General features: G+C 73.0%; 12 protein-coding genes and 2 pseudogenes. 13 read left to right on the top strand and 1 reads right to left on the bottom strand.

Features of this window, described 5'->3' with window-relative positions; all coding sequences use genetic code 11:
- The 13 genes and pseudogenes from HDR73_RS01725 to HDR73_RS01665 form a co-directional block, all read left to right on the top strand.
- Positions 1–344, top strand: a pseudogene (locus HDR73_RS01725) (DNA polymerase III subunit gamma and tau); the annotation flags it as partial.
- Between the two features lie 6 nt (positions 345–350).
- A complete protein-coding gene (gene recR, locus HDR73_RS01720; RefSeq protein WP_012297640.1) occupies positions 351–950 on the top strand; it encodes a recombination mediator RecR in 600 nt (199 codons plus the stop codon).
- 112 nt (positions 951–1,062) lie between these two features.
- Complete coding sequence (locus HDR73_RS01715) at positions 1,063–2,328, top strand: aspartate kinase (protein ID WP_012037587.1); 1,266 nt, start codon at positions 1,063–1,065, stop codon at positions 2,326–2,328.
- A 61-nt stretch (positions 2,329–2,389) separates the two neighbouring features.
- Complete coding sequence (locus HDR73_RS01710; RefSeq protein ID WP_012297641.1) at positions 2,390–3,484, top strand: aspartate-semialdehyde dehydrogenase; 1,095 nt, start codon at positions 2,390–2,392, stop codon at positions 3,482–3,484.
- A gap of 87 nt (positions 3,485–3,571) precedes the next feature.
- Complete coding sequence (locus HDR73_RS01705) at positions 3,572–5,050, top strand: malate:quinone oxidoreductase (protein ID WP_012297642.1); 1,479 nt, start codon at positions 3,572–3,574, stop codon at positions 5,048–5,050.
- Between the two features lie 70 nt (positions 5,051–5,120).
- A pseudogene (locus tag HDR73_RS01700) lies at positions 5,121–6,311 on the top strand (Rv2578c family radical SAM protein).
- Between the two features lie 71 nt (positions 6,312–6,382).
- Complete coding sequence (locus HDR73_RS01695) at positions 6,383–7,090, top strand: helix-turn-helix transcriptional regulator (protein ID WP_049791877.1); 708 nt, start codon at positions 6,383–6,385, stop codon at positions 7,088–7,090.
- Positions 7,091–7,765 carry a thymidine kinase gene (locus HDR73_RS01690; RefSeq protein WP_012297644.1) on the top strand — a complete coding sequence of 225 codons (675 nt, stop codon included), beginning with the start codon at positions 7,091–7,093 and terminating at the stop codon, positions 7,763–7,765. It begins immediately after the preceding gene.
- 376 nt (positions 7,766–8,141) lie between these two features.
- On the top strand, positions 8,142–9,536 hold the full coding sequence (locus tag HDR73_RS01685) for a tyrosine-protein kinase domain-containing protein (RefSeq protein WP_012297645.1): 1,395 nt from the start codon (positions 8,142–8,144) through the stop codon (positions 9,534–9,536).
- A 329-nt stretch (positions 9,537–9,865) separates the two neighbouring features.
- Entirely contained in the window at positions 9,866–10,849 is a 984-nt protein-coding gene (locus tag HDR73_RS01680; RefSeq protein WP_246865608.1) for a hypothetical protein, read from the top strand.
- Entirely contained in the window at positions 10,846–12,666 is a 1,821-nt protein-coding gene (locus HDR73_RS01675; protein WP_012297647.1) for a DUF4012 domain-containing protein, read from the top strand. Before HDR73_RS01680 ends, HDR73_RS01675 begins: the two co-directional genes overlap by 4 nt.
- 88 nt (positions 12,667–12,754) lie before the next feature.
- Positions 12,755–13,339, top strand: a complete 585-nt coding sequence (locus tag HDR73_RS01670; RefSeq protein WP_041464262.1) for a hypothetical protein — start codon at positions 12,755–12,757, stop codon at positions 13,337–13,339.
- 319 nt (positions 13,340–13,658) lie between these two features.
- Positions 13,659–14,201, top strand: a complete 543-nt coding sequence (locus HDR73_RS01665) for a hypothetical protein (protein WP_012297649.1) — start codon at positions 13,659–13,661, stop codon at positions 14,199–14,201.
- Between the two features lie 39 nt (positions 14,202–14,240).
- Here HDR73_RS01665 and HDR73_RS01660 read toward each other — a convergent pair whose 3' ends face one another.
- Positions 14,241–14,768 carry a VanZ family protein gene (locus HDR73_RS01660; RefSeq protein WP_041464263.1) on the bottom strand — a complete coding sequence of 176 codons (528 nt, stop codon included), beginning with the start codon at positions 14,766–14,768 and terminating at the stop codon, positions 14,241–14,243.
- Positions 14,769–14,836 lie beyond the last annotated feature (68 nt).

Genomic DNA, 14,836 nt, shown 5'->3' with positions numbered 1-14,836 from the left:
GCGGATCCTCGGTGGTGCCGGACGCGCACGTCCCCGACTTCGAGGAGCCCGAGCCCGACGAGTTCGGCCCCGCGGAGCCCGGCTGGGCCACCGGCGGCGCGTCTCCCGACTCGGCCCCGCCCGTCGCCCGATCCGCCCCCGCGCAGCAGCCGCCAGCCGCATCCGGTCCCGCCTCACGGCCGGACACCGCTCCCGCAGCCCCCGCCAAGGCCGCGCCTCCGGCCGCCGCGCCGCAGCGCTACGGCGAGTCCGTCGTCCGCGAGATCCTGCAGGCGAGCTTCATCGAGGAGAAGCCCATCGAGCGGAAGGCCCGCCCCACCATCCGCCCCACAGGTCAGGACTAGCGCCGCATGTACGAGGGAATCGTCCAGGAGCTCATCGACGAGCTCGGCCGCCTGCCGGGCATCGGCCCGAAGTCCGCCCAGCGCATCGCGTTCCACATCCTCCAGACCGAGACGTTCGACGTCTCGCGCCTGGCCGAGGTGCTCACCGTCGTCCGCGACAAGGTGCGCTTCTGCGCCATCTGCGGCAACGTCAGCGAGGAGGAGACCTGCGGCATCTGCCGGGATCCCCGCCGCAGCCCCGCCACCATCTGCGTGGTCGAGGAGGCCAAGGACGTCGTCGCCATCGAGCGCACGCGCGAGTTCCGCGGGCTCTACCATGTGCTCGGCGGGGCCATCAGCCCCATCGACGGCATCGGACCGGACGACCTCCGCATCCGCCAGCTCATGCAGCGCCTCGCCGACGCCACGGTCACCGAGGTCATCATCGCCACCGATCCGAACCTGGAGGGCGAGGCGACCGCCACCTACCTCTCGCGGCTGCTCTCCACCTTCGACATCCGCGTCACGCGCCTCGCCTCCGGCCTCCCCGTCGGCGGCGACCTCGAGTACGCCGACGAGGTCACCCTCGGCCGCGCCTTCGAGGGCCGGCGCCTCGTGGGGGAGTGAGCACGGCGGCAGGCCGCCGGGCGCGGCCCGTCACACGGCGGGCCCACCGGGAGCCCCGCTCTAGAATCGTCATCCGGGCCTCCCGCGCCCACCCGAACCCCAGGAGTCGCCCGTGAGCCTCATCGTGCAGAAGTTCGGCGGATCGTCCGTGGCCGATGCCGAGAGCATCAAGCGCGTCGCGAAGCGCATCGTCGCCACGCGGAAGGCCGGCAACGACGTGGTCGTCGCCGTCTCGGCCATGGGCGACTCGACGGACGAGCTGCTCGACCTGGCCCACGAGGTCACGCCCATCCCCGCGCCGCGCGAGCTCGACATGCTCCTCACCGCGGGCGAGCGCATCTCCATGGCGCTGCTCGCCATGGCCATCAAGAGCATGGGCTACGACGCCCGCTCCTTCACGGGCAGCCAGGCCGGCATGATCACCGACGCGCAGCACGGCGCCGCGCGCATCGTCGACGTCACCCCCGGCCGCGTCCGCGATGCGCTCGGGGAGGGCGCGATCGCCATCGTCGCCGGCTTCCAGGGCTTCAACCGCGGCACGGGCGACATCACCACCCTCGGCCGCGGCGGATCCGACACCACGGCGGTCGCGCTCGCCGCGGCCCTCGGCGCCGACGTCTGCGAGATCTACACCGACGTCGACGGCATCTTCACGGCCGACCCGCGCGTCGTCCCGCTGGCCCGCAAGATCGACCGGATCACGAGCGAGGAGATGCTCGAGCTCGCGGCGTCCGGCGCCAAGGTCCTCTACATCCGCGCCGTCGAGTACGCCCGCCGGCACGGCGTCCTGCTGCACGTCCGCTCCTCGTTCACGCACAACGAGGGCACCATCGTCTACAACCCCACGGATGGAGAGAATGTGGAAGAGCCCGTCATCGTCGGCGTCGCCGCCGACCTCAGCGAGGCCAAGGTCACGGTGGTCGGGGTCCCCGACGTGCCGGGCAAGGCCGCGCAGATCTTCACCATCGTCGCCAAGACCGGCGCCAACATCGACATGATCGTGCAGAACGTGTCGGCCGCCGCCACGAGCCTCACCGACATCTCGTTCACCCTCCCGAAGTCGGACGCGCAGCGCGTCCTCACGGTCCTCGCCGCCGAGAAGGACGAGGTCGGCTTCACCGGGCTGCAGCACGACGACCAGATCGGCAAGCTCGCGCTCGTCGGCGCCGGCATGCGCACCAACGCGGGCGTCTCGGCGCAGCTGTTCACCGCGCTGTCCGACGCCGGCATCAACATCGAGATGATCTCGACCAGCGAGATCCGCATCTCGGTCGTCACGCGCGCCGACACCATCGACGAGGCCGTCCGCGTGGTCCACCACGCGTTCGGTCTCGACGCGGACGACGTCGCCGTCGTCCACGCCGGCACCGGCCGCTGACCCGCCCGGCCCGATCCGAACGCCCGACCCGCACGCCCGCGCACCGCAGGAGGAGACACCCGTGACCGAGACCGCACCCGCCGGATCCGCCGCCACCACCCCGGAGACCCCCGGCCTCCGCGTCGGCGTCGTCGGCGCCACCGGCCAGGTCGGGGCGGTCATGCGCCGCCTCCTCGAGGAGCGCGCGTTCCCGATCGCGGAGATCCGCTTCTTCGCCTCGGCCCGCTCCGCCGGCACGACTCTCCCCTTCGCGGGCCGCGACGTCGTCGTCGAGGATGCCGCGACCGCCGACCCCACGGGCCTCGACATCGCGCTCTTCTCCGCGGGTGCCACCACCTCCCGCGCCCAGGCGCCCCGCTTCGCCGAGGCGGGCGTGCTCGTCATCGACAACTCGAGCGCCTGGCGCATGGACCCCGATGTCCCGCTCGTCGTCTCCGAGGTCAACCCCGAGGCCATCGCCGACGCACGCCGCGGCATCATCGCGAACCCGAACTGCACCACCATGGCCGCGATGCCCGTGCTCAAGGTGCTGCACGAGGAGGCCGGGCTCACCCGCCTCGTCGTCAGCACGTACCAGGCCGTCTCCGGATCCGGGCTCGTCGGCGCCGAGGAGCTCGCGGGCCAGACCGAGGCCGCCGTCGCCGCGGGCCCCGAGGCCCTCCGCCGCCTCGTCCACGACGGCCGCGCCGTCGAGCTCGCCGAGCCCGCCGTGTACCAGCGCCCCATCGCCTTCGACGTGATCCCGCTGGCCGGCAGCATCGTCGACGACGGCCTGTTCGAGACCGACGAGGAGAAGAAGCTCCGCAACGAGAGCCGCAAGATCCTCGGGCTGCCCGACCTCCTCGTCAGCGGCACGTGCGTCCGCGTCCCCGTCTTCACCGGGCACTCGCTCTCCGTCAACGCCGAGTTCGCGTCGCCGCTGAGCGTCGCCCGCGCCCTCGAGCTGCTCTCGACCGCGCCCGGCGTCGAGCTGTCCGACATCCCCACCCCGCTCCAGGCGGCCGGCACCGACCCCAGCTACGTCGGCCGGATCCGCGCCGACGAGGGCGCGCCCGAGGGCCGCGGCCTCGCCTTCTTCATCAGCAACGACAACCTCCGCAAGGGCGCCGCGCTGAACGCCGTGCAGATCGCCGAGGTCGTCGCGGCCCGTCGCTGATCCCTCCCCGGCGGGGGAGCGGAAGGGTGCCCGTACCACTCCTCGCGCTCCCGAGGGGGCCCTGAGGAGCGGGCGTACACTTGCCCGGTGAGCGATACAGCGGAATCGGTAGACGTCGTCCTCGTCGGCGGGGGCATCATGAGCGCCACGCTCGGCACCCTCATCAAGCAGCTCGAACCCGACTGGACCATCCAGATCTTCGAGCGGCTCGGCGAGGTCGCCATGGAGTCCAGCAACCCGTGGAACAACGCGGGCACGGGCCATGCGGCCCTCTGCGAGCTGAACTACACGCCGGAGAAGGACGGGAAGATCGAGATCGGGTCCGCCACCCGCATCAACGAGCAGTTCCAGCTCTCCCGCCAGTTCTGGGCCCACCTCGTCACCGCGGGCGCCGTGCCGGAGCCGAAGGAGTTCATCAACCCCACGCCGCACATGACGTTCGTGCGCGGCAAGGAGAACGCCGAGTACCTCCGCCGTCGGTTCGACGCCCTGCGCGCGCATCCCCTCTTCGACGCGATGGAGTACACGGAGGACCCCGCGGTCATCCATTCCTGGGCCCCGCTCCTCGTGCTCCAGCGCGACAAGGACGAGGTCATCGCGGCCACGCGCTTCGAGGGAGGCACCGACGTCGACTTCGGCGCGCTCACTAACAAGCTCGTCGACTACCTCATGGAGCACGGCGCGGCGCTGCACCTCAACCACGAGGTCCGCGGCCTGTCGAAGAACGCCGACGGCACCTGGCACCTCCGCGTCCGCAACGACGTCGGCCGCTCGACCGTGGAGGTGGATGCGAAGTTCGTCTTCATCGGCGCGGGCGGCGGCGCGCTGCCCCTCCTGCAGAAGTCGGGCATCCCCGAGATCAAGGGCTTCGGCGGGTTCCCCATCAGCGGCGAGTGGTTCCGCACGGACGACCCCGAGATCGTCGCGAAGCACCGGGCGAAGGTCTACGGCAAGGCCGCCATCGGATCCCCGCCCATGTCGGTCCCGCACCTCGACACCCGCGTGGTGGGCGGCGAGACCTCGCTGCTCTTCGGGCCCTACGCGGGCTTCAGCCCGCGGTTCCTCAAGAAGGGCTCGCTGCTCGACCTGTTCGCGTCGATCCGCCCGCACAACATCATCCCGATGCTCGCGGTCGCGAAGGACAACATGAGCCTCATCAAGTACCTCGTCAGCCAGCTCCTCGCCTCCAAGGAGACGAAGTTCGACGCGCTCCGCGAGTTCATGCCCACGGCCGACCCGAAGGACTGGTACCAGGTCACGGCCGGCCAGCGCGTCCAGGTCATGAAGAAGGACGCGGAGAAGGGCGGCGTGCTGCAGTTCGGCACCGAGGTCGTCGCGGCGGCCGACGGCAGCATCGCGGGCCTCCTCGGCGCATCGCCCGGCGCGTCCACGGCCGTCCCGATCATGCTCGACGTCCTCGAGCGCTGCTTCCCCGACTGCATCGCCGGCTGGAAGAAGCCCCTCACCCGCATGATCCCGAACTACGGCACCCTCGTCGCGTCCGACCCGAAGAAGACGCCGAAGATCATCCGGGAGACCGCCGAGGTCCTCGAGCTCCAGCACTGACGAGCCGGGCGGCCGCCACATCAGCGGCCGCCCGTTCGCCTTCCGTTCGAATGTGTGTTCGAATGGGCGCATGAGATGGAGCGCGCAGAGGCTGTCCGACGCGAGCGCCGATGCGCTCCCCGGGCTGGCCCGACTGAGCAACCTCGTGCAGAGCGTCCGCACCCCGGAGTTCCAGGGCGTCACCTTCCATGAGGTGCTCGCCAAGTCCGCGCTCAACCGCGTGCCGGGGGAGTCGAAGGTCATGCCGTACGGCTGGACCATCAACCCCTAACGCGGATGCACGCACGCCTGCGTCTACTGCTTCGCGCGCCCGACGCACGAGTACCTCGACCTCGACGGCGGCCGCGACTTCGACGACCAGATCGTCGTGAAGGTCAACGTCGCCGAGGTGCTGGCCCGCGAGCTCGCGAAGCCCACGTGGACGCACGACGCCGTGGCGCTCGGCACGAACACGGATCCGTACCAGCGGGCCGAGGGCCGCTACGCGCTCATGCCCGGGATCATCGCGGCGCTCGCCTCGTCGGGCACCCCGCTGTCCATCCTCACCAAGGGCACGCTCCTGCGCCGCGACCTCCCGCTGCTCGCCGAGGCGTCCTCCAGCGTGCCGGTGGACCTGGCGATGAGCATCGCCGTGCTCGACGACGACCTGCAGCAGTCGGTGGAGCCCGGCACCCCCACGACCGCCGCGCGGCTCGCGACCGTCACGGCCATCCGCGAGGCGGGCCTCGACTGCACCGTCTTCATGATGCCGATCCTGCCCATGCTCACGGACTCCGTGGAGCACCTCGACCACGCGCTCACCCGCATCCGCGAGGCCGGTGGCACGCGCGTCCTCTACTCCGCGCTGTACCTGAAGCCCGGCGTGAAGGAGTGGTACCTCCAGTGGCTCGAGCGCGAGCGCCCGGAGCTCGTGGGCCGCTACCTCGACCTCTACGCGCGCGGTGCCTACGCGCCGCAGGCGTACCGGTCGTGGTTGAAGGCGCGCATGGATCCGCTCGTCCGGCGGCACGGGCTCGGCGGCGGGCGGGTGGATCCCCGCACCGGCGGCGTGCTGTCGCGGGCGGACCTGCCGGGCGTCGAGGGGGCCCGCGCGCCGGACGGCCACCGCCCGCGTCCCGGCTGGAGCCAGGAGGGCGCGGACAGCCGCGCGACCACCGCACGCGGTCGCGGCAGCTGGACCCGGGCCCCCGTCCGAGAACCGGGACCGCTCGTCGCCGCGGCGCTGCCGGCCGCATCCGCGACCCAGGCCACGCTGTTCTGACACGGGCGCGCGGGTGTCCACCGAACGCCCCCGTGCGCCGTCGCGGCGCGCCCCCTGGCTAAGGTGCTGACATGACCACCCTGCGCGACCCCGGGGCGGGCACGCGAGACGCCTCCCAGCGGTCGACGACACCGCCCGTGCGCGTCGGCGTGCTCATGGGACACGAGTCCGCCCTGGACGAGGTCTGCGCGATCCTGCGCCGCCAGGCTCCCGAGATCGCCGTCGTGGTGGGCACGACCGGTTGGCTCCAGCTGGTGCGCTCGCCCCGGTTCCCGACGGACGTCGTGGTGGTCGACTACGACCTCGCCGACGCCGTCAGCCTCGAGGGGCGCATCCGATCCTGCCGTGCGGCGGGCGCGGCGGTCGTGGTCCTGTCGCGGTCGGGCACGGAGGAGGTCCGCCGGCGCGTGGTCGACGCGGGGGCCGCCGCGCTCCTGACAGGCCCGGTGCCCGCCGCGGACATCGTGGCCGCGGTCCGCGCGGTCGCGGCCGGCGCGCGATCGGCGCAGCAGCGCGCCGACGAGACGAACCGCGCGGAGGACGGGCATGCGGCACGCGCCTTTGCGGATCCCCGCCTCAGCCAGGGCGAGGAGCAGGCGCTCCGCCTCTACGTGACGGGCCGGTCGACCCTGGCCGTCGCCACGGCGATGAACGTGCAGTACGAGACCGCGAAGACCTATCTCCGTCGCGTCCGCGCGAAGTACCGCCTCGTCGGGAGGATCGCCGGTCGACGGGCCGACCTGATCGATCGCGCCACCGAGGACGGCTACCTTCGGTAGATGGCCAAGCTCTACTACCGTTTCGGTGCGATGAACAGCGGCAAGAGCACCTCGATGCTCCAGGCCGCCTACAACTACGAGGAGCGCGGGCAGCACGTGCTGCTCACGAAGCCCGTGATCGACACCAAGGGCGACCGCGACATCGTGTCCCGCCTCGGCGTCCGGCGCCCGGTCGACTTCCTGCTCGAGCCGGACGCGGACGTCTGGCAGGAGTTCGGGATCCACCGCGAGCGCGTGCTGCAGGACAAGGGCGGCCCCACGGCGTGCCTCCTCGTGGACGAGGCGCAGTTCCTCCGCGAGTCGCAGGTCGACGACCTGCTGCGCATCGCGATCCTGCAGGACGTGCCCGTCATCGCCTACGGGATCCGCACCGACTTCCAGACGGTCGCGTTCCCCGGGAGCCGGCGGCTGCTGGAGATCGCGCACAGCCTGGAGGAGATGAAGACCATCTGCCGCTGCGGCCGGAAGGCGGTCTTCAACGCACGCCAGGTCGGCGAGCGGTTCATCTTCGCCGGTGACCAGGTCGCGATCGACGGCGAGGACGTCACCTACATGTCGCTCTGCGGCGCCTGCTACCTCGCGGAGAGCGGGGGAGTGCTCACGAGCGGCCGGCCCGTCGAGGCGAGCGCGTCGGCCTTCGGCTACCCGGCGGGTCCCGACGCGGACTTCGCCTGACCTGAGCCGGCGGCTCGGCACCGCCGGTCGGGCAGCGGGCGCGCCCCGTCAGTCGCGCAGGTAGCGGAGGCCGCAGGCGGTGAGCGCTCCCGTGATTACCAGGGTGGCGAGCGGTGCGAGGGCGGCGCAGGCGTCGAGCATGGGGGTGCTGACCTCGTCTTCGGATGGGCGGGCGATGCACGTCCGGGGAAGGTGAGTGGCCGATCCCCGCGTCCAGGCTAGACCGACCGTCGTGCCGGGCGGCCGCCCCAGATGCTGGGGCGCCATCCGCAGGGCGTCATTCCCCGCCCCAGGGAACGGGAGCGGGTCCGCGCCTGTGGGAGCATGGGGCTCGGGCGCCGCTGGGGGGGCGCTCCATCGACGAGGGGGATCGCCTGTGGAACTGCGTGAATACATCCGGATCCTGCGACGATCGTGGGTGCTCATCCTGCTGGTCCTGCTGCTCGGAGTGGGTGCCGCGGCCGGCTACTCGCTCGTGCAGACGCCCGAGTACCGGGCATCGTCCAAGGTGTTCGTCTCGACGCAGTCGGCCGGCACCGTGCAGGACCTGAGCCAGGGCAACACGTTCACGCAGCAGGCGGTCAAGAGCTACGCCGACGTGGTGGCGACGCCCGCGGTGCTCGAGCCGGTCATCGCCCAGCTGGGCCTCGACGCGACCGCGGAGTCGCTGGCGCCGAAGATCACCGCGACCGCGGCGGCCGACACCGTCATCATCCAGATCTCCGTCGAGGACGAGCAGGCCGAGTCGGCCGCCACCATCGCGAACGCGGTGGCCCGGAGCTTCACCGACTTCGTCGCCGAGCTCACGCCGCTCGACGTCAACGGCCAGCCCCAGGTGAAGATCACCACCCTGCAGGAGGCGCGGATCCCGGCGTCGCCCGTCTCCCCGCAGGTCCCGCTGAACCTGGCGCTGGGCGGACTCATCGGCCTCGCGCTCGGCGTCGCGGCCGCCGTGCTGCGCGCCACGCTCGACACGCGGATCCGCGGCGAGCGCGACCTGCGCCTCGTCACGCACGTGCCCATCCTCGGCGGCATCGCGTTCGACCCGAAGGCCAAGGAGCGCCCCCTCATCGTGCAGTCGGATCCGCGCAGCCCGCGCGCCGAGTCCTTCCGCAGCCTCCGCACCAACCTGCAGTTCCTCGACTTCGGCGGCCGCGCGCGCAGCTTCGTCATCACGAGCGCGGTGGAGTCCGAGGGCAAGTCCACCACCAGCGCCAACCTCGCCATCGCGCTGAGCGACGCGGGCGCGCGGGTCGCGGTCATCGACGCCGACCTGCGCCGTCCCAAGCTCGCGTCGTACCTCGGGCTCGAGGGCGCGGTGGGTCTCACCGACGTGCTCATCGGCCGCGCGGAGCTGAAGGACGTGCTTCAGCCGTGGGGCAACCGCAACATGTTCGTGCTGCCGGCCGGGCAGATCCCGCCGAACCCGAGCGAGCTGCTCGGCTCCCGCACGATGGTCGCGCTCCTCAAGGAGCTCGAGGCGGACTTCGACACCGTGCTCATCGACGCGCCGCCCCTCCTCCCCGTCACCGACAGCGCCGTGCTGTCGAAGAGCGCGGGCGGGGCGATCCTGATCGTCTCGTCCGGTCGGGCGCACCGGGGCCAGGTCCACGCGGCCATCGAGTCGCTGAACAGCGTCGGCGCCGAGGTGCTGGGCGTCGTGCTGACCATGCTCCCGACCAAGGGGCCCGACGCGTACGGGTACGGCCAGTACGGCTACTCGTACGTGCGTCCCGAGAGCGCCGACACCACGAGTCCCGCCGCCTCCTGACCGGCCGCCCGTGCGGTCGCCTGATGCGCCGCCGATCCGTGTCGTCCCGGCGGGCCAGGCGTCGGCCTGTACGATCCGGGTGACACCACCGCTCGACCCCGCATCTCCCGTTGCGCGGACCGGGGGCCCGTGCTCCACCGGAGGAGCGGGTCCCGGCTCGTCGGCGGGGCGCGGACCGGATCCGGCCGCCCGCGAGGGAGCGCCGCCCGCGCGCCGCACGATGCCCGCCACACCGGGAGACACCATGTCGGCTCACGCCGAGGCGCCACCGCGCCGCCTGCGAGGACGCCCGTTCGACCACCGCGCACCTCGATCCGCGGGAGCCGCGCGTGGCTAGGTCGGCGCCGGACGGCCGTAAGCCCATGGCCGTCACGGGACGCGCCCGGCGTCGCCGTCCGTCGCTCGGACGCCTCATCCCCGGTGTCGGCGTCACCGCCGCGGTCGCCTTCCTCGTCATCGACCTGATCCTCGTCTCGGCCGCCGTGACCCGCACCGGCGGGGGCTCCGGCGGCGAGGGAACGGCCGCCCCCGCGCCCTCCGCCTCCAGCACCGACGCCGCTGCGACGCCGACGCCCGCGCCGAGCGCCACCGCGAGCACGACGGTGGCCGAGCCCACCGTCTTCCTCGCGGCCGGGAACGCCGAGGTCGCCTGGCGCACCACGAGCGGCTCCTGCACGGGCGAGCCCGCCCGCATCCAGACCACCATCGACGAGGGCCGCACCTGGGACACCCGCTCGACGGGCTCCTTCGACGCGCGCCGGATCCTCGCCCTCCAGGTCGAGAGCCCGGACGTCGGCAGCGTCGTCGCCGACGTCACCGCCGCGTGCACGCGCACCACGCTCCAGAGCTTCACGGGCGGCGAGTTCTGGCGCGACGCGCCCGCGCTCACCGCGACGACCGCGTACGTCGACCCGGCGACGCCCGGCACGGTCCAGCTCGTGCAGGGCCCCCGGGACGCGCCGTGCGACGACGCCGTCCAGGTCGTCGACAGCGGACAGGCCGCCGCGGTGCTCTGCGGATCGGGCGCGCTGCACGTCCGCTCGGGCAGCGGCGACTTCCGCCTGATCGACGCCCCGGGCGTCCTCGCGCTCGCGCTCGGCACGGACGGCATCCTCACCGCGGGCACCGCCGGGTCCTGCGCCGGCACGAGCGTCGGCCGCATCGTCCCGGCCTCCGGCGCCGTGAGCGTCCTTGGCTGCGCGACCGCCGTGCCCACCAGCGGATCCGTGGCCCTCTCGGCCGCGGGTCGCGACGTCTGGCTGCTCACCGGCGATTCGGTCAGCATCTCCTCCGACGGCGGGGCCACCTGGTGACCTCGACGGCGGGCGTCGCGCCGTCGCCGCGTCGCCGCCGGGCACGACGCCCCTGGACGCGGCGCCGCATCCTTACGGTCGCCGGCGCCGCGATCGCGGTCATCCTCGTGATCTGGATCGTGTGGATCGCCGCCCGCGCCCTCCTCGCCCGCGGCGAGCTCGAGCAGGCCGTGCCGCTCGCGTCCTCCGTGCAGCGCGACCTCCTGGCGGGCGACACGGCAGGAGCCTCGTCCGGCGTCACCCAGCTGCGCGAGCACTCCTCGCGCGCGGTGTCGCTCACGGGCGATCCGGTCTGGGCCGTCACCGAGCACGTGCCCTTCGTCGGTCCGAACCTGCGCGCCTTCCGCGAGATCTCGAGCGTCGTCGACCGCATCGGCGGCGACGCGCTGCAGCCCGTCGTCGGGATCGCGGGCACCCTCGACGTCTCGAGCCTCACGCCGAAGGACGGACGGCTCGACCTCGCCCCGATCGTGGCCGCCCAGGAGCCCGTCCGCCAGGCCGACGACGCGCTCGACGCCGCGCTCGGCGACGTGAAGGCCATCGACACCGGCAGCACCATCCGACCGGTCGCCGACGCGGTCGCGCGCCTGGAGGAGACGGTGGGGAAGGCCGCGGAGACCCTGGCGGTCGTGCGCCACGTGACGGACCTCGCGCCCGCCATGCTCGGCGCCGACGGCGACCGCAGCTACCTGCTCATGTTCCAGAACAACGCCGAGGTGCGATCCACGGGCGGGATCCCCGGCGCCCTGGCGCTCGTCCGCACGGGGGGCGGCGGGTTCTCGCTCGCCGGCCAGGACTCGGCGCGCGCGTTCCCGCGGCTCGCCGAGCCCGCCCTGCCGCTGGATCCCCAAACCGCCGGCCTCTACGGCACCATCACGGGCCGCTACATGCAGGACGTGACGCTGACGCCCGAGTTCCCCCAGGCCGCGCCGCTCGCCGCCGAGATGTGGCGGCTCAAGCACGGCGAGGCGGTCGACGGCGTGATCAGCATCGACCCGGTCGCGCTCTCGTACCTGCTCGAGGCCACCGGCCCCATCACGCTCGCGACGGGCGACGTGCTCCGCTCCGACGACGCCGTCGACCTGCTCCTGCATGACGTGTACCTGCGCTACCCGAACCCGGACATCCAGGACGCGGTCTTCGCGAGCGTCGCCGACTCGGTGTTCGCGAAGGTCTCGTCCGGGGACGTCGACCCGGCCGCCCTGGTGAAGGCGCTGGGGCACGCCGCCGAGGAGCGCCGCATCCTGATCTGGAACTCGCGCGCCGACGAGCAGGCGACCCTCGACGGCACGACGTTCCAGGGCTCGCTGCCGACCGACAACGACGAGTCGACGGTCTTCGGCGTGTTCCTCAACGACTCGACCGGCGCGAAGATGGACTACTTCCTCTCGCTGCGGACCACGCTCGGGATGGCCATGTGCCGGGACGACGGCAGGCCGGACTACCGCACCGAGGTGATCCTCGGATCCACGGCCCCGGCCGACGCTGCCTCCCTGCCGTTCGTGGTCACGGGCGGCGGCGTGTACGGGGTGGCGCCCGGCGACGTCAAGACGCGCGTGGCGGTCTACGGGCCGCCCGGCACGGTACCGTTGCGCGTTCGGATCGACGGCCAGGAGACGCAGTTCCAGCCGGAGATCGTCGGCGGTCGGGCCGTCGCGCAGGTCGAGGTGACCCTGAAACCCGGTCAGGAGGTCCGCATTTCGGTGGACACCCTGGGGGACAAAAGGACCGACACCCCCCTCTCGATCGTGACCACTCCGGTAATTGACACGATCGCGACAGAGTTCCGCTCACTGCCCTGCGAGGCATCCCGGTAGTCTCCTCAGTGGGGGAATGATCGACGGCGGACCCGAGTCCGCTAGTGGCCCCTGTGCACCACGCAAAGCTCACATCTGGGGGAATCACTTGTTCAAGAAGATCATCGCCGGGGCGGCCATCGCCCTCGCCGCGACGTTCAGCGTCGCCACCGCCGCGAACGCGGACCCGTACACGCCCGAGGGCGGCGTCACCGTCAGCGACCCGACCGTCGCGCCGGGCCAGAGCACGACCCTGACCTTCGCGGACGGCTCCTTCGCTCCGGTCGTCCCCGTCACGATCACCATCAGCGGCGAGGACGCGGCCAACGCCACGCTCGCCTCCTTCCGCACGGCCCCCATGGCCGTGACGAGATCCTCCATCACCAAGAACTCGACCAGCGCCGGCGGCCTCCGCGTCACCGTCACGCTCCCCGCGGGTACTGCCACCGGCTCCTACGCCATCGCCGGCACCGACACGCTCGGCAACACGGTGTCGACGACGATCTCGGTCGTCGCGGCGGCCGGCAACGGCACCGCGACCGGTGGCTCCACCGCCGACGGCGCCGCGGGCCTCCCCGTCACGGGCGGCCAGCTGCCCGTCGTGCTCATCTGGACCGGCGGCGGCCTGCTGCTGCTCGGCGCCGCCCTCGTGGCGGTGTTCGCGACCGTCCGTCGCCAGCGCGCCACGGCCTGATCCGCATCACGACCCGCGTCGCCTGACTCCCTCGGGAGCCGGGCGGCGGAAGGCCCCGAGGCATCCGCCTCGGGGCCTTCCGCCGTCTCCGGGGCCGGATTCGGGTGTCGGTTGGCCCCAGTCCGGGGCGGATCCCGCCCGTGCACCTCCGCGCGGACCGGAGACGCGGCTAGCATCGCCGATGTGGGTTTACCCGACCCGCTGTCTGCCTGAGGCGTCGACCCGAAATCGCGCGCCGCGGACACCACCGCCCCGAGGCGATACCCGTCGTGCCCCCCCGCACGTCCGTCCCGGGCGCATCAGAGAAGGCACACCCGAGATGCTCGCCAAGACCCTGGCGGGCGCGTTCGTCGCGCTCGCGATCACCGTTTCCGTCCCCCTCGCCGCCCAGGCGGAGAACTACGTCCCCAAGGACTCCGCCCTCGCGTGCGGCGGCATGTCCGTCACGCCGGCCGCCGTCGCGCCCGGCGGGTCCGTCACGATCACCGGCGCGGCGGGATCCTTCACCGCGGGGGAGACGGTCGCCGTCCGCCTCGCCGCCACGGCCGGTGCGTCGGCCGCCGCGGGCGACCCGTCCGCCTCCGTCACGGCCGCGGCCGACGGATCCGTCACCGGCACGCTCGTCGTCCCGACGGCGGCGACCGGCACGTGGCGCGCCAACGAGACCGCTGCGTCCGGCGACCACTGGTGCGGCCTCGTCTCCGTCGTCCCGGCCAGCGCCGGCACGGCCGCGGCCAGCGGCACGCTGCCCATCACGGGCGGCACCCTGCCCACCGGCCTCGCGATCACCGGCGGCGGGCTGCTCCTCGCCGGCGCCGCGGCCGCGGGCATCGCGACCGCCCGCCGTCGCCGCGCCTCCTGACGCGCGACACCGCTCCCGACCCGACGCGGGCGGATCCGATCACGACCGGATCCGCCCGCGTCGTCGCGTCCGGGCGGCGACGAGCGCCGCGGTCGTCGCCCCGACGAGAGCACCGGCGCCGTTGGCCGCCACGTCGGTGACGGACGCCACGCGCGCCGGCAGGAACGCGCCCTGCGCGAGCTCCACCGATGCCGACAGCGCCGTCCCCGCGAGCACGACGATCCACCAGCGCGGAGCCCCGGACGCCAGCACGCCGAGCATGCCCAGCGGCGCGAACAGCGCGACGTTGGCGACCTCCTCGATCATCGAGTAGCGGAACCAGAGGATGCCGTGGTGCTGCACGAACACCACGCCGCGCATGAGGTGCGGGTACACGCCGCGGTCGACGCTGTCGGGCGTGAGCGTCACCAGCCCGATCAGGGCGACGTACGCCACGAGGAGCACTGCGGCCTGCCGACGGCGGATCCGGCGGCGCTCGCGATCCCGACGTGCGCCCCATGTCGACCGCCCGGGCACGGGGCCGTCCGCGGTCGCGCCCGGGGCGGGAGCGGGGGCGGCGGAATCCATGAGGGCCGCAGCCTAGCAACGCGCCCCGGCCGGGGAATGCATCGCCGACCCCGCCCGTTCTCCCCGGC

It is taken from the genome of Clavibacter sp. (genome assembly GCF_014802555.1).
GTDB lineage: Bacteria > Actinomycetota > Actinomycetes > Actinomycetales > Microbacteriaceae > Clavibacter > Clavibacter sepedonicus.
The sequence above is the reverse complement of the archived record's forward strand: the minus strand, read 5'-3'. Positions and strand labels throughout refer to the sequence as shown.